The organism is Chitinophaga tropicalis (assembly GCF_009758205.1).
Classification (GTDB): Bacteria; Bacteroidota; Bacteroidia; order Chitinophagales; family Chitinophagaceae; genus Chitinophaga; species Chitinophaga tropicalis.
Window position 1 is genome coordinate 47,149 of the sequence record NZ_WRXN01000007.1, and the last position, 19,110, is coordinate 66,258.

Genomic DNA, 19,110 nt, shown 5'->3' on the forward strand with positions numbered 1-19,110 from the left:
TAGATAGTAAAGCAGCATCAGTTGGATCAGTTAAACCATGTGATCCAGCTGCGTGCATCTTTTACGTTTACCATATCATAGGATCTTTCACTGGTCTGTACCAGATAGTATCCGGTACTTTCCTGGTATTTTGTTATCAGGGCGTTCATTACAGTAGCCGCTTCTGCCGGGACCTGACCAAAGGTTCCGTCTACGCGGAACTTCACAATACCGTTCACACCAAAAGTGGGTTTGATAGCGGGACCGTAATCATCACCTGCAACAGTGGCGCTGTAATCATATCCCTGCGCGTAATTGGGGAAGTAGGACATGAACCGGAAGCCGGGGATGCTGTTCAGTTTCAGGGCGTCATCCACACCGTCAATATGGAAGCCGGTCAGTGTTACCCAGTATACGCGTGAAGCTGCTGCAGAGCTCCACCATCTTTGTGCTGCGGTAGAGTCTACCACCAGTGGTTTTATGTAAGCTGTGATCTTTCCATCCTGTGTTCCGGCCTTGAAGGTTATCTGTTGTGCGCCTGCATCCCATCTGATGTTATCCAGGGAGGAGATGGTTTGTTTACCATCATTGAACGGAGTTACAAATGATATTCCCACAGGAGTGTACAGGTATAAGGTGGTGAAGCTTTTTACCCCACCGGCATCAGGCCATACAAACTTTATCTGACGGGTTAGTTTATTGGTATATACATCGTAAGTGCCCTGCCCTACTGTCAGTTGTTTAAAGTAAGTAAGGAACCGGGAAAAATTATCAAACTCCCAGTTCCGTTTTTTATCGTAATAATCCTGTGCCTCTTTTGAGGTAGCTTTAACGAAGACGGCTTTGCTGCCGTTCAGTCGTCCTGTAAGTTTTATGGTATCGCCATAGATACCGTCTATCGCAAATTCAAAGTCAGAGTAAAGTCCTTTTCCATAATCTCCGCCATTGACACTTCCATCCGGATCGCAGAGAGTATGTATGTAGGAATAGGTATCGAACAGCAGGCAGGGCTGCTGCAGAGCTTTCAGGCGGTAGCTGCTCTGCCTGAAGTTTATTGCAGAAGCAGTATCAAAATCTGAAAGCATATTTACGCGGTTAGCGGTATCGAATTTAAAGTAGAAGCCGATGGCCGTACCTGGCAACCCGGAGGGGTACACCCATCCTTTCCAGCCATAAGGTGCATCTGTCAGGGTTTGCTGGTATTGGGCCAGCACCTCATTTATTCTTTCGTCCGGCGATTCATTAAATACGTCATCATATTTTCTGCAGGAAGCAAAGAAGCTGATGACCACTAAAAAGTATAGTGATAGATTTTTTCTCATAAAAGCGATTTTGCAGATCTGGTTGATAAAGCTTAATACAGCAATTCCTCTATTGCTTTTCTTGTTTTACTTTGCAGGCTGTAGAAATCAATACCGTATGAGGTCTTAAAGTAACTGACCACCATGGCTTCCTTCTGTCTTAACCTGTCTACGGCCTGTGCTTTGGTTGAGCCGTTATCACTTATTCCGTCCGGGATGGCGGCTACTATCCTGTCAAAGCCGGCCCTTCCTTCTATCAGCATGATGGAGACCATCTCCACGAAATCGTCGTTCTCGTTAGACATGGCATATGCGGTTACAAAGCCATCCCTGTTGGCTTCCCAGTCGGAAATGTTATTCCAGTTGCCGGTATAATATCCTGCGCAGATCTTCTTAAACTCTACCGGGTACATGATGGTCTGATGCAGGATATGTCCAAACTCATGTTCTATTACATGAAAGATCTGTTTCACGGTAGCGGAGTCGCCTTTGGAATAACCGGGCATATCTTTGGTACGGAAATCGTTGAGCAGGTACATCACTACTTTGCGGCCACCTTCTGCGGTACCCAGAGTAATGGTACCGTTATCATTCCAGCTGGCGCTGCCTGACAAGACAAAGAATTTGGGGCTGTATTTCTTAAAGAAAAGGGAGCCTGCTTCAGAGATGTAGGTGTCTATCCATACTTTCTTAATAGCGCGGATAGCGGGCATTACTACTTCTTCCCTGGGGGGCACCAGTGTTTTGGTTACATCGAATTCAAACTGGTCCCATTTATATTTTACCTCGATGTTGTAGGGCACGGTCATGGTATCGTGTAACCATTTGTCTAAAGACCCCGGGACCCAGGTATCGCCACCCAGGCCCGGGATGTCCTGCACACCACTGAGATCGTCTTCACCGCTGGAGCAGGCGCTTATCAGCACAACAGCTAACATGATGAAGCATGCGTTTATACGTTTCATACAGAGTCGGTATTTATGATCTGGTTATTTTATCTGGGATTTAATGCAATGCCTGAAGTGGTAGCTGAAGAGGGGATCTGTAATGTCCGGCGTTTATCGTCTGGCTCCAGCCTGAACTCCTCTCCTTTATCGCTATAATGCACTACGGGTACTTTATAGCGTTGCAGGTCAAACCAGCGGTGTCCTTCCTGCACAAACTCAGCACGTTTGAAATCAAGTATTGTTCTGATCAGGCCATCCCGTACGTTTGAGATACCGTAATAGGTGCGGATGCCGGCAGTAGTGATCTTATTGTCTGTTTCGTTATAGTTCACCATTCTCTTGCTGGCAAAAAGATTCAGGTCATCCAGTACAGCGGCATTGTTGCCCAGGTAAGCATTTGCTTCCGCCCTGTTAAACAGTACTTCTTCTGTAGTGAACAATGGCACCATTACATAGGGATCTCCGATGGTGGCATTTACGGAAGCCTTGACGAAATATTCAGTCAGCTTGGGAATGAAGTAATCGCGTGTGCCGCGGTAGTATAAGGGGTAAACAAACCTTGCCTTACTAACGTTGCGGCCCAGTATCTGCTGTTCAATATCGTAGGTAAGACCGTAACGGTAACTTGCCACATACCTTCCGTAGACGGACTGTGTTTCCACCAGCAGCAGGTTAGCTTTTTCTGCTGCATTGGCATAGATGTCAACAATGGCTGCAGGGCTTAAACTGCTATAGGTTGTATTCCATGGGCGCATATTGTTTGCCAGGTCATTGTTAGGGAATACACGGCCGGCATAATCCACTACCTTCTGATAGTCTTTTTTGAAGAGGTAAAAACGAGTAGCAAATGCATAGGCGGCAGACCTGTTAAAATGATAGCGGGGTACATCATACAGCTGGTCATTTATAAGCGGCAATCCTGCCAGCAGGTCTTTTTCTATCATCTCATACACATAGGCCACAGTTTTGCGCTCGTATTGTTTCATCACTACTTTCTCCGGCTCTGTTACGTATGGAATGCCGGGATCGGTAGCGGCAGTAGTTTCGTCATAGAATTTTGAGAAGAAGGTAACAAGCATAAAGTGGGCATAGGCTCTTGCTACCAGCGCTTCTCCTTTCTGAGCGCTGTATGCAGCGCTGTCTTCAGCAGCCTCACAAGCTTTAAGGGCATTGTTGGCGGCAGCTATTGCTGTATAACATGCCTGCCAGTAATATTCGGGAGAGTCCTGGTCTGTAGACGCCACGTCTTTAAACTGGTAAGAGTCCATATTGGGCCGTACCAATACACCTGCCCCTTTATCGTCTACATTATCTGTCATGGCCTCACAGAAAACAATATAGTTTGCCTGCGGGTAAGCAGTGCCCAGCAGCTGCGATACTTTTTGCGGCGTATTCAGTTCTGTCCAGGTGCTGTCAGGCGACTGGTCCAGGTACTTATTGCAACCGGCCAGGATGATCATACCTAAACTAATGACTGATATTCCTGTTAAAAATTTCATGATAACCATCTTCATTTAGATACCTACTTTTAATGATAGTGTGAATTGCTTCTGGATAGGTTGCGCCACACCGCCAGTGTTAAAGAACTCAGGGTCCTGTCCTCTCAGTTTCTTATCAGAATAGATCAGCCAGGGATTGATAGCCGCACCTGTCAGCGTAATATTTTTGAATGCTGTTCTTCTCAGCAGGGTTGCGGGCAGGTTATAGGTAAGAGACACTGTTTTCAGGCGTACCATATCTCCTTTTGCCACCCTGGCGGTAGAATAGTTATAGTTGTTGTATGGGTAAGCTCCTCCTATCATGACCTGCTCCAGCTGGTCCAGGATAGAAGGGGTTTGTGTTTCTGTTTCATCGCCCGGCATTATCCAGCGATCGTAGAACTCTTTGGGCATTGCATCAAGGTCAGAGTAGGATGTTTTAAATGCGGGGTACAGGCGGATCTTATTGCCAAACTGGTAGGTAACGAAGACATTCAGTGAAAGGTCTTTGTAACGGATAGTGTTGGAGAGGCCGCCGGTAATGGGAGGGTCAACAGGCCCCTGGTATACCAGGTGAGATGTATTCAGGTCCTGCAGGAATACATCTTTGCTGATATTGCCGTTCTGGTTAACGAATTGTGGCGCTCCTGATTTAGGGTCCAGTCCTTTATAATCGATAGAGAATAATCCTTTCACAGGGTAACCTTCTTTGTTACCGCCTTCTGCCACTACCAGGTCGAAGATCATCGGTGTGTTCTTTGCATTGGTGATCCTGTTGGTGTTGTAACCGAAGGTGGCGCTGGTTCTCCAGCTCCAGTCCTTCCTTCTGACTATTTCTCCGCCTACCAGTACTTCCACGCCTTTGGAGGTCATATCAGCGTAGTTGGCAGCTTTGAATGTTTCGCCGCCAATACCGGAGGTCTTGATCACGCTTATAAGATCAAAGCTTTTCCTGGTGTAGGCGTCTATAGTGAAGTTGAGGCGCCTGTTAAACAGGGTACCATCCAGTCCTATATTGGTAGTGTACAGTTTTTCCCAGGTCAGGTCATCATTCTGCAGGTGTGCTATCCTTATCACTGATTCTACTTCGCTCAGGTGTGTTCTTTTTGAGTTGACTGTCTGGAAAACAATGTTGGAGTTGGTAGCGGGCCCCATACTTGCGGTCAGACCGTAACTGGCTCTCAGCGAGAGATAGTCTATCCAGCTTTTGCGCTGGATAAAAGGCTCCCTGTCTATGTTCCATGAACCGGAGATGCTCCATGTAGGCAGCCAGCGGGCGGTGCTGGACCTTCCTAACCTGTTGGAGCCGTCATAACGGGCCGTACCTGTCAGGTTATATTTACTGTTATATGCGTAAGTAGTGGTAGCATAGAAGGCTGCAAAGCGGTCAAAGTCTTTTCCCATTCCGTAGTAAGGGAAGTTGCTTTCTATGGTCTGTTTCAGTATGCGGTAGTCTGTAAAGGGAACACCTCCATTATCATACTGATAACCATAACCGGTATTGGATGCGTTCTGGCGGTCGGCATATTTCACCTGCTGGCCTATCATAGCGGTGATGCTATGCAGGGAACCGATAGAGGCGTTATAATTTAAGCTGTTGCGGAAATCGAAGTTGAGCAGCTGGTCTTCTGTGCGGTTATAGAAACCGCCATAGGGCAGTACTACTACGGGCAGCGCATCGGGATTATCGGGATCGCGGTAGAGGAACTTGTTATTTTCCGCAATTGTAGCGTTGTCTGCTGCGCGGTAGGCATTAGCCATGTTACTCTTTTCGGTGATCTGGTGTTCCCGTGATGACTTCACGTATCTCAGTGCGCCTACAAACTCGTAGCGGAAGTTCTTTGACAGCTTCCAGGAAAAGTCACCCTGCAGGCGCAGGTCCATCATATTCAGGTCAAGGTAGTTGCTGGCTACTTCGTTAATGATGTTAAAGGGTGCGTAGTTTCTTCTGAAGTATTCCAGTTTTCCGTCTTTATCGTAGGCAGTCAGTGTGCGGCTGGTGTTCAGGGCGTAGCTGAACGGGTTGATGTCAAAGTCGCGGTCATACTGGCCTTCTACGGGGTTGCTGGTGCGGGTAAGAGCGCCAGGGGCTCTCTGCTGGCGGACAGAACCAAGTACAGAGAACCCGGCGCCCACGTTGTCGGAAAGTTTGTAGTTATTTCTGAAGTTAAGCGTATAACGGCTTACCTTATCGGCTATTGTCCAGCCGTTGTCATGATAATAACTTGTAGAAAAATAAGATTGTCCTTTATCGGTGCCTGATGAAATGCTGAGGGAATGTTCCTGTATAAAGCTGGTTTTAAAAAGTACGTCAAACCAGTTTGTGTTGGCGGAAGCATATCTCAGCAGGAAGTTACGTTTAGCCTCGGGAGTGTTCTCCAGCGGAAAGTTACCGTTATCGTCCGCATTCAGCATTTCGTACATTTTTCCGTAAACGCCGATATCGCCACGGGAGAGAATGTCTGAGGTAAGCATGCCTTTCCTTTCCAGTTCTGCCAGTACAGACATCTGCTGAGCGGAGTTCATGATATTATAGTTACTGTAATCAGGTTTAAGCTGGGTGCTGTAGTTACCACTGTATGTAACAGCGGGTTTGCCTGCCTTACCTTTCTTTGTGGTGATGACCACTACCCCATTCATAGCGCGGGCCCCGTAGAGGGCAGTAGCGGCAGCATCCTTGAGGATGTCGAAGCTCTCGATATCGTTCGGGTTCAGGCCGGCCACTGCAGATCCAAGCAGGGTTGTGGGATCTCCGCTGGTCAGCTGATCGTTGGAGATGTTCACCACGTCTTCCAGCACTACGTTGTCTACTACCCAGAGAGGTTTGTTATCTCCGTTGATGGAGGCTGCACCACGTACGCGTATTTTGGGAGCGGTACCGAATGTGCTGGACACGTTCTGGATAGCTACCCCCGCTACACGTCCTTCCAGCATACGGCTGACATCGGGCATACCATCTATTCTGGCGTCTTCCATTTTAATACGGGCAGAGGCGCCGGTGAACTTGCTCTTATCGATATCCTGGAATCCTGTTACCACAACTTCCTGCAGTTTGGTAGTTTTCTCTTTCAGTTGTATGGTCAGTGTGCCGCTCTTAACGCCGGCCACGATTATTTCTTCCTGCTGATAGCCGGTCAGGTTAAATACCAGTACAGCATCAGCAGGTATATTTTTCAGCTCAAATGCACCTTTATCATTTGTGGTAGTACCCCTGGTAGTGCCTTTTATCATAATAGCTACGCCGGGCAATGGTTCTCTATTTGCGGACAGTACTATGCCTTTTAAGTCCTGTGACCGTTGCTGTGCTACTACCCTTCCGTCTTCCGGGGCGATAAGGTTGTCCATTTTTTTTTGAACCTGCCGGATCACTATGCGGTCATACAGTACCGTATAGCCGAGTGAGTGAGGTTTTAATAATTTATTCAGCAGATCTCCTACTTTCTCATTATGTGCGGTGATCGTTACTTTGTTTACCGCTACTACTTTAGTACCTGCGTAGATAAATGAAACATCTGCCAGGTTACCGATCCTGTCCAGTGCATCTTTCAGCAAAACATCTTTTAATTCTATTGAGATCTTTCTATCAAGTGCATCCTGTATTCCTGAAGCTGCAGCGGGCATTGTAATGGTGTGCAACAAAACAAGCAGGGCCAGCATCATCAGTTTGAGGGATAGGGTTGCCTTTTTAAACATTGGGTACAGATTGATTTTTTGGTTCTTTACAGGAAATAGTCATCCATTCCCGGTCCTTGGCGGACCAGGGCAACAAAGCACCTCCTGCGGTGCAGTGCATGATTTTCTCTATTGAGTTAACGTTACAGGGAACGGTTAACCGGATGGCATTCTTTCATAGTTCGGCATAAAGCGATTCAGTTTGGTTGTGTGCAATAATTGTCTACAGCATAGCAAGTGGTTAACCTACCGGCCATGGCCGGTACATCATCATAAGCATTCAGACTGGTTAACTCTGTTGTAATATGTGTCTTCGTCTTTTTTACTGGCAGTCTCCACCGGCAATTATGTAGCCGGTTCCACTACTTTCTTTCCTGATTCTGGCATTTAAAGAAACAGCAATAAGGTTAAGCGCCTTCTCCAAATCATCTTCAATGTTAACATCTCCATAAAAAGCACAATGCTGCATTCTTTGGTCAACTCTGATATTTATGTTATAGAACCTTTGCAGGTCGTTTACTACTTTTCCTATTTCAATACCGTCGTATACAAAACGGCCCTGTTGTTTCTGCTGATAGAAGCGGGCATCGTCAGCAGCGTCTGCTGTTTCCAGCTGATGTGTTTCTTTATTATATACAGCGCTTTTGTTGGCTGTTACAATCACTTCTTTTTCCCCCTGGTCTTCCCTTCCCTTTGCAGCTACCTGCACCATACCTGTCAAAACCACTACTTTTGCTTCTTTCATATCCCATGCTTCCATATTAAAGGAAGTACCTAATACTGTTGTGCTGATAAGCGGAGATGCTACAATAAAGGGGTGGGCATCATCCCGCCGCACGTCGAAAAGCGCTTCGCCATTCAGTGCTACTGTGCGCTCTTTCTTCCCGAACTCTCCTGTGTATTTCAATGTAGTACCGGGTTCCAGATAAGCCATTGATCCATCGGGCAGCTTGAGGGTTTTCCGTTGTTTCTCTGCTACAAATACAAGTTGTTTTACGGGTTTTCTTATAGTGTTCAGATAACCAATCCCTGTTGCCAGAACAATCATTGCTGCTGCCGCTACTTTCCAGTGACGCAGCCAGGAGAGCTTTCTTACCGGTACCTGCTTCATACCCAGTCGTTTGTGTATACTATCCAGTATACGCCGGGAGTCTTCTACCTTTAGTATTGGCTCTTCAGTGAGCAGATCTGCATTGTATGCGTCTGCTGCCAGTTCCTGTAGGTCTGTAAGATCGTTTTCATTCAAATACTGCAGCAACCATTCCCTGTCTTCTTTCTTCCATGTCTTTTCATGCAACAGATGTTTGAGGTATTCCTTCCTGTTCTGCACTATTTTGATTGATTATTTAACCTAAATACGCGGAGGGGGGGAAGGTGGGTGGGTGGTTTTTAAAAAAATTTCACATATTCTTAATGTTAATATATTGAGGGGATTGAGATAAGCTGGTATCAATGATTTAGGGGGATATTTCTCTTTCACCTTCGGTGAAAGAGAGAAAGGTTTATAACCGGCCTTCGGCCGGTTATAAATAGTCTTTGCGGAGGGCGATAACCAGCTTTCGGCCAGTTATGAATAGTTTGGACGGAGGGTTTTAACAGGTCTCCGGCCGGTTAATAGTTCTCAAAAATGGTGATAACAGGCCTTCGCTGTTTAAAATCATTTTTGCGGGGGGAGATATCAGGTGTCCCTCCCGTTAGTCTGTGTAGTTGAGGAAGAACAGGAACAGCACTATATATTTATGTTCTTTGTTTTTTTGAATATACTCATTCAGCCTGGCCATGGCCACGGATAAATGTTCTTTTACAGTGTTGCGTGAAATATTGAGCTCTGCCGCTACTTCGTCATAAGTTTTGCCTTCCAGCTTACACATGGTTACGATCTGCCTTTTTTTATCTGACAGCTGGGCAATAGCTTCCTGCAGCAGCTGATATTGCTGCTCGTACATGTCTTTATTATCCGTCCAGTCATCGCTGTCTGTATTCAGGTTGAACAATTCCTTGTGGATAGTTTGCTCGCGCAAACGTTTTCGTACATGGTCTACCGATAGGTTAAAACTGATCACGAACAACCATCCGGCTACCGATTGGCCGGGATTAATATCCTTCCGTTTTTCCCAGAGTCTGGCGTAAACTTCCTGCAGAATGTCTTCTGTAGCAATGGGTTCCTTTACAAACTTGAAAATGTTCCGGTACACTGCCTGATGATATCTCCAATAGAGCGTATCAAAAGCGGCTACATCATCTTGTTGTAACTTTACAACTAAGTCAGCATCTTGTGTATTCATAGCACTACATTTATATAATCTGTATTTATCTAATACAAATTATATGGCAGTTTTAATGGCTTGGGTTTTCATTACAATGTCTCCATCTTTCGACATATAAAATAGTAACATTTCTTTTGATTGTGCATTATTTTATAACAAAAAATTAAATTAAAAGTATTTGGCATGTATTTTTTATTGTAGAAAAGCGGGAAAGGAATAAAAAAGAAAGGGCCGCCCTGAACAGGGCAGCCCTTCTCCTATCTGATCATTATATAAGTACCTTCTAGTACTTCACGATCTTTCTTGTTTCAGTATCCTTACCATTAAATATCTTAATCAGGTAAACGCCTGCACCAAGACCGGACAGGTTCACTCTCTCACCACTTACTATACGTTTGAGCGGCAATACAGTTTTACCATCCAATGAGAATACGCTCACATAGAGGTAACCGTCTTTGGTCACAGCAGCAGATCTTACTACTACTTCATTTACAAATGGATTTGGCGTTACTGCCAGGGAAGTTGTCAGTTTACTTTCAACCGGTTCTGCGACAGCTACCTGTTCCAATACGGCGCCTGCAGATGATGTACGGGCACCTGCTGCTGCAGCGGTAGAAGGACGAATCAATACAGAAGAAGTCCAGTCATTCAGATTCAGCGGAGCGCCGTTGAGAGACAGGTTTACCAGGCAGGAGAAATCTCCGCGGAAGAGGTAAGCTGCGCCGGAGAAATCATGGTTTTCATACAATATTATTTCATATCCGCTGGCTACTTTCAGGGAAGAAATATAATCGTTTGGAATACCGAGCGCTATCAGCTGAGATAGTGTATAGCTGCCTACGGGCAGGGTAACGGCATTTCCGGCATAGTTACAATCCTGGTAAATAGTGGCTGCTGCGGTAGATGGAGTGGCTACAGTACCGGTAATGGTATAGCTGCCCAGAGACGCATAATTGGAATAACCGTCAGAAGCAGGGGTGCCCGCGCCTGTACCGGTTACGCCTATATAATAAGTACCTGCCGTCAGGGTAGCGCTCAGCGTAGCCGGCAAACCGGAAGGGTTGGCAGAGGTTATGGCAGTGCCGCCGCTGTTGTATAAAGTAACGAGTATGTCCAGGTTAGGATGGCGGGTAGGTGTAGCCAGGCTGAGAGACAGGCTGCCACCGCCGGTTGTAAAGCTGAACATATCTACATCGCCTGTACGCTCAATGATACCGCTCCTGTTCACAGCACCGCTGGTGGAAGGGTTGAGAGCAGCTGCAGCAGCTGTTGTGCCGCCAAAGTCATCTGTGCGGTATCCTACACCATTGGCAGTGCTGGAAATTTTAGCGAGATCGTCTTCCTTGTTGTTTGAGTTGGTGTATTCGCCTTTGCTCCACTGTACGATAGATTCATAGTAACCTACTCCCATGATAGGCGCCCAGTTACCATGACCGGCAAAATAACCTTCAGATGGACTGGTGCGGCCATCGTGAGAAAGTCCGAAAGTATGACCCACTTCGTGGGAGCCTGCTTCACCAGCTCCTTTCACACCACCGTTAAATACCCAGCAAGGTGTTTCATTGCCCCAGGTGAAGGAGTTCAGGTAAGCAACGCCACCGGCGCCGGGAGCAGCTGTATTGGTAGGTGTAAATATGCAGCGCATTCTCCTGTTGGCAGGATAGGTGTTGTATACGGTTTCGCTGTTGGTGATATTCAGTCTGAAAGGGCGGAAATCTTCACTGATCATTTCCCATACTTCCAGCTGCTGTGCATCAGTAAGCGTAGATGCGGCAGCGTTAATAGGATTACCGTTGTTCCAGTAGGAGCTTACCACATACTGCCCGTTAAAATCCAGCAGTATGCAGCCATTGGCGCCGGGAAGGCTCTGCAATTCGGCCAGTGCCTGTACGTTTACGTCAGATGCGGCTCTTGCAGGCGAGTCATCTTTCTTTGCCTGGTTGTATTCAATACAGAGAATGGAATCCAGCGGTACTTCCTTTACATAAGCGGTGCCGGTATTGTCTGTATAATATTTATAGCCTCTTTTGCTCTGGCGCAGGATAATGCTACCCTGTACGTTACCGTTCTTCACACTTAAAAAGAAGGAAGAGCCGGGAACATTTTCTATTTCACCTATTACTGTTTCTTCATTTTCTGACGTATGGCGGGCGTTCACCTTTCCTGTAAAAGAAGTGCCTGGCCCTACTTTAAGGTCGGCAGCGCTGACCAGTCTTGCATGCGGCACTTTAGCCTGCGTTTTGAGGTCCTGCATCAGTCCTGCGGGAGTGCCCAGGCGGTAAGGTTGTTTTTGCTGCGCGTAGGTAAATGTGGCCGTCAATAGTAACAGTGACGTTCCTGTAATATATTTTAGCATTGTATTCATCTGATAAACTGTTTAGGATTAGAGTTTGGTGATACGGAACCAGTTCAGGTTCCAGCCGCCTGCCTGGGCATAGATGCCAAAGTTGTAGGTGCCGGCGTTGATAGTAACATTATGCGAGATGGTGGTCCAGTTCTGCCAGCCGCCGGTAGACGGGATATCGAGGTATCCCAGTACATTAGCCCCTGCATTCACATCGAGCGAGAGGCGACCGCCGCCGTTCTGGCTGGCTACCCTGTACTCTATTTTATAGGTGCCTGTAGTTGGAATAGTTACTGAGGGATATGCCATCCAATCACCGGTATCAATATATCCTACGTTCTGTCCGCCGCCGGCGTCTGTAGTACCTTCCAGCTGTACGCCGGAAGCAGAGCTGTAAGATTCACCCTGTATGGTAGTGGTAAATGGCTGGCCACCGCCACCGTTCTGATATACTCTTACATAGTCAACATACATCTTTGCAGGAAGAGCGCCGTTGTTCACTGTAAAGCCCGGCCAGTTACCGCCAATGGCGAAGTTCAGCAGTATAAAAAAGTCTCTCTGGAATTCTTCTGTACTGCCTACGTTGTTGGCAATGTTGATCACATTATACTGCACACCGTCTACAAACCATTTGATAGCAGAAGCATCCCATTCAATGCTGTATACATGGTAGCCAGTTACAGCTACCGGAGTGGTGCTGCCATAGGAAGCGTGGTTGCCGTCGGTACCTGTCCAGTGAACGGTGCCGTGTACTTCGGGGTTGGTATTTATATGCTCCATGATATCTATTTCCCCGCAGGAAGGCCAGCCTACGGTAGAGATGTTGCTGCCCAGCATCCAGAAAGCCGGCCAGGAGCCTGTAAAGGAAGGTATGGCAATACGGGCTTCTATTTTGCCGTATGTCCAGGACTTACGTCCCTGTGTTTTCATCCTGGCGGATGTATAGTTCATACCGCCGAAGCTTTCCTGTTTAGCGGTAATGACCAGCTGGCCGTTCTCTATGGAAGCGTTCTCCTGGCGGTAATACTGCAATTCGTTATTGCCCCAGCCACCGGAACCGGTGCCGGTTTCAAATACCCAATCCGGGCCTATACTGTTTGTAAATTCATCCTGCCAGACAAGCTGCCAGTTCTGTGCCATGGCGGCGCTTCCGGTAAGCGCCATCACAGCTGTTAACAAGAGAGGTAATTTTAAGGATCGCATCATAAAAGGGTTTTGTTTAAATGGTTAAAAAATGGACCTGATTCATATTATGTATAGGAAACACTTCTTTGCCCGCAACAGACGTTACGTGATCATTATTGCTTTATAAATTTCTGTGTGATCTTCTTATCACCTTTGGTATATATAAGGAGATAGGTACCGGTTGGTAACGCATCTGCAGCGATGTTCCTCACACCGCCTTTTGCATTCAGTACCTGTTTTCCGTTCAGGTCGTAAATGCTGATGATGCCTCCCGGCTGGTTGTATTCTCCTTTAATATTCAGGACAGAAGTAACAGGATTAGGATAGATGAGCAGGGAGCCTGTTTCAGGCGCCTTTGTTGCCAGTACTGGTTCTTCCATGGCGGAAGAGGCCAGTGCTGCTGCAGATGTTACTTTGGTGATACGGACCCAGTTGATATTCCATCCGCCGGATTGTGCATAGATGCCCAGTGCATATGTACCGGCAGTTACTGTTACGTTGTGGGAGATGGTTGTCCAGCTTTGCCAGCCACCGGTGACGGGAATATTAGCATTACCCAGTACGATGGAACCGGCATTCAGATCGAGTGAAAGCTGGCCGCCTGTGCTTTGGCTGGCTACCCTGTACTCTACTTTATAAGTGCCGGAGGAGGGGAAGTTGATGTTGGCGTATGCCATCCAGTCGCCTGTCTCAATATAACCTACATTCAGTCCGCCGTCGGTGTCTGTACAGGCTTCTGTCTGTACGCCTGACATGGAGGTATAGTTTTCTGCCTGTATGAGCTGAGAGGACCCTCCACCGCCGCCGTTGCGTTGTATCACAACTTCGTTGATAGCGCTGAGCAGTGAATTGGCGCCGGTTGCGTCCTGTGAAATCTCCCAGATCATAATACCGCCACCGCCGTCATATGCCAGGTTGGTTTTGCTTTTGATAGTAGTGATACCATTGTAGCCTACACCGCTATAGGTGTCTGAATAGGGGTTGGCGCCTCTGGCTACCAGTGCTGCAAAGCTTTCCCATGAGGGACGGCCGTAGAAGGGCACGCCCAGGATGGCTTTGGAAGCGGGCAGTCCCCTGCCCTTCCAGTAGTTCAGGGATTCGGTTGCATAAGCATATGTAGAGTGATCGTAGTTGTTATAATCATAGGCCATCAGATTAAGAAAATCCACTACGCTGAATACGCCAGCGGGGATGCTGGCGCCGCCAGTACCAACGACTGCGGCGGTGAGCAGTTTACCATTGTTATGCATGGCTGTACCCAGCTGCTGCATGAGCAGGAGGAAGTTATTGGAAGATGTTCCCTGGTCAGGATATTCCCAGTCGATATCCACACCGTCCAGTCCGTACTGGTTCACGAAGCTGAGCAGTGCGTTGACGAAGTTGGTGCGGTAAGTGGAATTACCTGCCAGTGTTTCAAAGGCGCTATCGTCGCCATTATTCCAGCCGCCTACGGCTATCAACACCTTTACGCCATTGGCGTGGGCGGTACTTACGAGGCTTTGCAGCTTGGAAGGGTTTTCGATAGATTGTAGTCCGCCGGTGGCAGTAGGTAACGCAAATGCGTAATTGATATGGGTCAGCTTACTGAACTGGATAGCGCTTACGCTACCCTGCCAGGAAGGGAAATACCCTACTGTCTTAAATTGTGCAAATGATTGAAATGAAGCGATAAGACCGGCACAGAAAAGCAGAGCGGCTCTTATCAATTTTATTGTTTTCATGCGTTTGTATTTGAGGGATTCATAAAATACCTGGCAAATCAGGATCCTGAGTACTGCCTGTTACGTTATGGCAAAGAAGTGTTTCCAGGAATGTACTATACAGTGAACGCATTAACGGGAGTGTAGAAATATGGTCATATGGTTTGTTTTAAAGGGTAAATAAATGTTTATTCAGAGGGAAAGAAAGAGTTACGGCTTAATGAATGTTCTGTGTTGTGCTATAAAAAAGGCTCTCAATGACATGGTGGGTTATTTGACAGGTTTCAAAATAATTACGAATTACGGATGACTATTGTCATCCGTAATTCGTAAAGCTTGTTTTACATGGGCTGATTACAGACGAATCACTTTTGCACTGCCTTTACGGCCGTTCTTAATGTTCACTGTTTTCAGGATCCAGGTACCTGCAGGTACGCGGCTTGCGTCCAGTGTTATTTTCTGGCTGCCTTTATATCCTGCTGTGTATTCTCTGCGCAGTAATAAAGTGCTGCCGTCTGCACTCCAGAGTTCAACTGCTACTTTTTCACCTGCAGCTGCGTTGAGGTTTATATTCAGGACAGACCCTGTCAGCGGGTTCGGGAACACTACCAGTTTTTCTGTTCCAACCGGCAGATTTACAACTGCTGTTGTTGTTGTTCTTGCAGCGCTTGCAGAACATGCGCCCAGTGGTTTCCACCACCAGTCTGCAGTGCCTGGAGTTACATTGTACAGGCTGTTTGCCAGGCTTTCATACAGGTTGCCGTTGTATACTACTTTGTCACCTATGTTGTAGATCTTAGGATAAGGCTCATAAGCTGGTACGCCTGCGCAACTACCTGTACCAGGATCTGTGCCAGGATCTGTGCCGGGGTCTGTACCGCCACTGCCATCACAATCGCTTACATAAGCCCAAACCTGGTCTGCACCGCTGTGGGTATCAGGCTGTTCATTCTGTGTCCACCATTTTGCTTTATAGATCTTGTTGTTGTAAACTACCTGCATGCCTTGTGTATATACGTTGGCAGCTACCCAGGCAGCAATACCGTTACAGGTACCGCCGCCTGTGCCATTCACCGTAATGGAAACCGCCGCAGAAGTTGTTACTGCGCCGCCATTATCGGTAGCTACTGCTGTAAGGCTATAGCTGCCGGCTGCTACATTACTCCAGGTATAGGTATAGGGACTTGAGGTAGCTTCACCTAATCTGGTGGTTCCTCTATAGAACTCAACTTTAGATATTGTTCCGTCAGCATCTGAAGCAGAAGCTGTGATGGTTACTGTGGCCGGCGCTGTGAAAGAGGCGTTGGCAGCCGGAGAGGTCAGGCTCACAACAGGCGACTGGTTGCCCGGGGTAACAGTACCGCTGAAGAAAGGATAGTAGTTGGTAGCAAATTCGCCGTTATTCACTTTATCCCAGTTCACGGACCATGTCATGATACCACGCATGTTGGGATAACCAGCTGCTTTGCGGAGGGTGTAGGAACCGCCATAGGACTGTCCTTTCAACAGGTAGTTCAGTGCTTTTTTCACTTCTGCAGGAGCAGTGTAACCGCTACCAGCAGCGCCGGGAGCAGCAGGTAAGCCGAATGCTACCTGATCTTCACGAAGAGCGGGGAAGGTCATACCGGTGCCTGATACTGAGAAGCCCTGTAACAGCATTTCTGTCATTGATACGATAAAATCTGCCGTAGCGGAGCTGTACACTTTATTGTCCAGGCCCATTACAGAACCGGTGTTGTACAGTTGTGGCTGGATCCAGCTCAGTTCATTGCGCAGGCCGTAGATGATAGGCAGGTAAGCGCCTACCAGCGGAGAGTAGGTAGCGCCATAGGCTGTCTGTACATAGTATGTTTCAGGCGCCATTGTGAGCAGGCAGTTTTTGCCCTGTGCTTTACGGTAAGCAATGATCTCTTTTACAGCAGCTATGAGGTTCACTACTTTAGGGGTAGCAGGTGCTGTAAAGTTGTTATCACCGTTGTTCAGCTGTAAGGAAGTACCGCCTTCTATGTCAATGTCAAAGCCATCGAAGTTATAAGAATCCAGTATGCCTTTCATGCTGCTGATGAAAGCCTGTTTGTTGGCTTCGGTGTTCAGCATCAGTGTGCCGGTTTCACCACCTAAGGACAACAGTACTTTACGGCCGGCTGCCTGCAGGGTAGCGATGTCGGATTTAAAATCGGCAACTGTAGTTCCTTCCGGAGTGAAGCTCACGGTAGAATAATCGCTGGAAGTTGTACCGAAAGCTACTTCAATCACGTTATAGCGGGAATCAACATCTTTCAGACGGATATAGGGAGCAGAGGCCAGGTTCCAGTTATGCCAGTAGCCTACTACTACTTTATTTGTGTTACCGCCACCATCGGTAGAGGTTACGTTAACAGCAACAGCTGTGGATGTGGTAGTTGCCCCCAGGTTATCTGTAGCTACGGCGGTGATGCTGTAGCTGCCGGCAGCTACATTGCTCCATGAAATGCTGTAAGGCGCTACGGAGTCAACGCCCAGGCTGGTGGCGCCGCGGAAGAACTCTACTTTTTTAACGGAGCCGTCGCTGTCTGCAGCAGTGGCGCTTACGGTAATGCTGGCAGGAGCGGTGAAGGATGCGCCTGTAGCAGGAGCCGTCAGGCTTACTGTAGGAGCTACGTTGCCGGGAGTGGTACCATCCGCAAATACAGCATTTATCTTGTTTACAAGCGGAGAAGTAGTATTCGGGCAATGGATCAGTTTACCTTTAGGAACGGTGCTGCTGGTCATATTCAGCATATCGCCGAATACCTGCCATATTATTATTCCTGCCAGGGCATTGTCTTTAATATATTTTGCCTTCTCTCCTACAGAGCGTTCGTTGTCGTAGCTGAGGAAGTAATTGCCTTTTGTTTTGTAAGGTACTTTTGCTACGTCATCCCATTGTTCAGTCCATCCGGAAGATGTTTGCTGCAGGATATAGCTGTAGTTTGGAGTACCGTCCCACAGGTCTTTAGCCCAGTTGGTATAGTCAGCGCAGGTCTGGATAGGGCCGTCAGGCTGTACTGTTTCAGCGCGTTTTGTAGTAGCGCCGTTGAGCGCTGCTGTTCCGCTTGTGATCACTCCACGGCCGTAAAAGGGTGCACCGATGTTCACTTTGGACATGTTCACGCCCAGTGCTTTCAATGCTTTTACGGTTGCATCAACAGAAAAGTTGGTATACTCAGCCCCCGGGTAATCGTACAGGGGAGCGTTGTGCCCGGCTTTATTTGACCATCCGCCGTTATAGTCGTAGGTCATCATGTTGTAATAGTTCATGGAATTGTTCAGGCGCGCCCAGTTAAAGCCCTGCAGTTTTGCGGGAGAGGCGGTGAAAGCGGCAGTGATCAGTTTATTGGGGCCGATAGCGGTCCTTACTGCTTCTACCAGTGCTGCGAAGTTGTTGTAATCAGCCGGACCATATTTTTCAATGTTCATACCGGGGCCATCGGGGTATTCCCAGTCAAAGTCGATACCATCAAAACCCATGTTGATCAGGTCAACGCAGTTAGCCACGAACCTGGCGCGTTTTGTGGCATCTGATGCCATTTCAGGATAGTGTTTGCACATGCTCCATCCGCCGATGGATGCCATTACTTTTACGCCTTTGGAGTGTGCCAGGTCCAGCAGGCCCTGTGCGCCTCCCTGTTTGGGAACAGAAAGCGGGAATGCACCGGTTTTGCCGGTGTTGACATTTTTCCAGCCGCTGCCTTCATTACGGTATCCCAGTGTATAGGCGTAGCTGCCGTCTGAGATATAGTAAATGGGAGCTTCCAGCTCACCATAGAGCAGGAACATGTCCCAGCTGCTGTAAATGTCTTCATTTACCAGTGCTGCGGGTTCCTGTACGGCGCCTACCTGGTAAATATTTTTGTTACGGAAATCACCACTGTGTAATGAACCGTCTTTAGCAACACCAAAGAAAGAGAAGTTAAGGATGGTGTACTGGGAATAATCAACGTTCAGCTGATTATATCCTCCTTTTGGAACGATACCTGCCACTTCTTTCCAGGCGTCCCACTGGGTTATATAGCCGATTACCTGCTTTGAATGGTTTTTGGTGGTAGCAGGGACCTGAGGACTCACCTGCGCCATGGACCGGTAGCCCATGATGAGCAGCAGGAACAGGATTGCATGCCTTACATAATAGTATGACAATGCCGTACGAAAGGTAGATTTTACTTTCATTATAACGGTTTTTTTGAGACAGTATGGAACTACACTACCGGATTTTGCA

The 19,110-nt window shown here is 47.5% G+C and carries 10 protein-coding genes; all 10 read right to left on the reverse strand.

Annotated elements, in window-relative coordinates:
* Positions 1-26 precede the first annotated feature (26 nt).
* The 10 genes from GO493_RS16905 to GO493_RS16950 all read right to left on the reverse strand — a co-directional run bounded on the left by GO493_RS16905 (position 27) and on the right by GO493_RS16950 (position 19,061).
* Positions 27-1,301 (reverse strand): DUF4302 domain-containing protein, encoded by a 1,275-nt coding sequence (locus tag GO493_RS16905; protein ID WP_157307400.1) that lies wholly within the window; start codon positions 1,299-1,301, stop codon positions 27-29.
* Positions 1,302-1,333: 32 nt separating this feature from the next.
* Entirely contained in the window at positions 1,334-2,245 is a 912-nt protein-coding gene (locus GO493_RS16910) for a zinc-binding metallopeptidase (protein ID WP_157307401.1), read from the reverse strand.
* 29 nt (positions 2,246-2,274) lie between these two features.
* Positions 2,275-3,726 carry a RagB/SusD family nutrient uptake outer membrane protein gene (locus GO493_RS16915; RefSeq protein WP_157307402.1) on the reverse strand — a complete coding sequence of 484 codons (1,452 nt, stop codon included), beginning with the start codon at positions 3,724-3,726 and terminating at the stop codon, positions 2,275-2,277.
* Positions 3,727-3,741: 15 nt separating this feature from the next.
* Positions 3,742-7,398 (reverse strand): SusC/RagA family TonB-linked outer membrane protein, encoded by a 3,657-nt coding sequence (locus tag GO493_RS16920; protein ID WP_157307403.1) that lies wholly within the window; start codon positions 7,396-7,398, stop codon positions 3,742-3,744.
* A 301-nt stretch (positions 7,399-7,699) separates the two neighbouring features.
* Positions 7,700-8,707 carry a FecR family protein gene (locus GO493_RS31110; protein ID WP_157307404.1) on the reverse strand — a complete coding sequence of 336 codons (1,008 nt, stop codon included), beginning with the start codon at positions 8,705-8,707 and terminating at the stop codon, positions 7,700-7,702.
* A 364-nt stretch (positions 8,708-9,071) separates the two neighbouring features.
* Positions 9,072-9,662, reverse strand: coding sequence for an RNA polymerase sigma factor (locus tag GO493_RS16930; RefSeq protein ID WP_157307405.1), 591 nt, complete (start codon positions 9,660-9,662; stop codon positions 9,072-9,074).
* Between the two features lie 265 nt (positions 9,663-9,927).
* Positions 9,928-12,009: a T9SS type A sorting domain-containing protein gene (locus tag GO493_RS16935; protein ID WP_157307406.1), complete on the reverse strand. Its 2,082-nt coding sequence runs from the start codon at positions 12,007-12,009 to the stop codon at positions 9,928-9,930.
* Positions 12,010-12,027: 18 nt separating this feature from the next.
* Positions 12,028-13,194 carry a carbohydrate-binding protein gene (locus GO493_RS16940; RefSeq protein ID WP_157307407.1) on the reverse strand — a complete coding sequence of 389 codons (1,167 nt, stop codon included), beginning with the start codon at positions 13,192-13,194 and terminating at the stop codon, positions 12,028-12,030.
* A 92-nt stretch (positions 13,195-13,286) separates the two neighbouring features.
* Positions 13,287-14,894, reverse strand: a complete 1,608-nt coding sequence (locus tag GO493_RS16945; RefSeq protein ID WP_157307408.1) for a glycosyl hydrolase family 18 protein — start codon at positions 14,892-14,894, stop codon at positions 13,287-13,289.
* Between the two features lie 333 nt (positions 14,895-15,227).
* Entirely contained in the window at positions 15,228-19,061 is a 3,834-nt protein-coding gene (locus GO493_RS16950) for a glycosyl hydrolase family 18 protein (RefSeq protein ID WP_157307409.1), read from the reverse strand.
* Between the last annotated feature and the right edge of the window lie 49 nt (positions 19,062-19,110).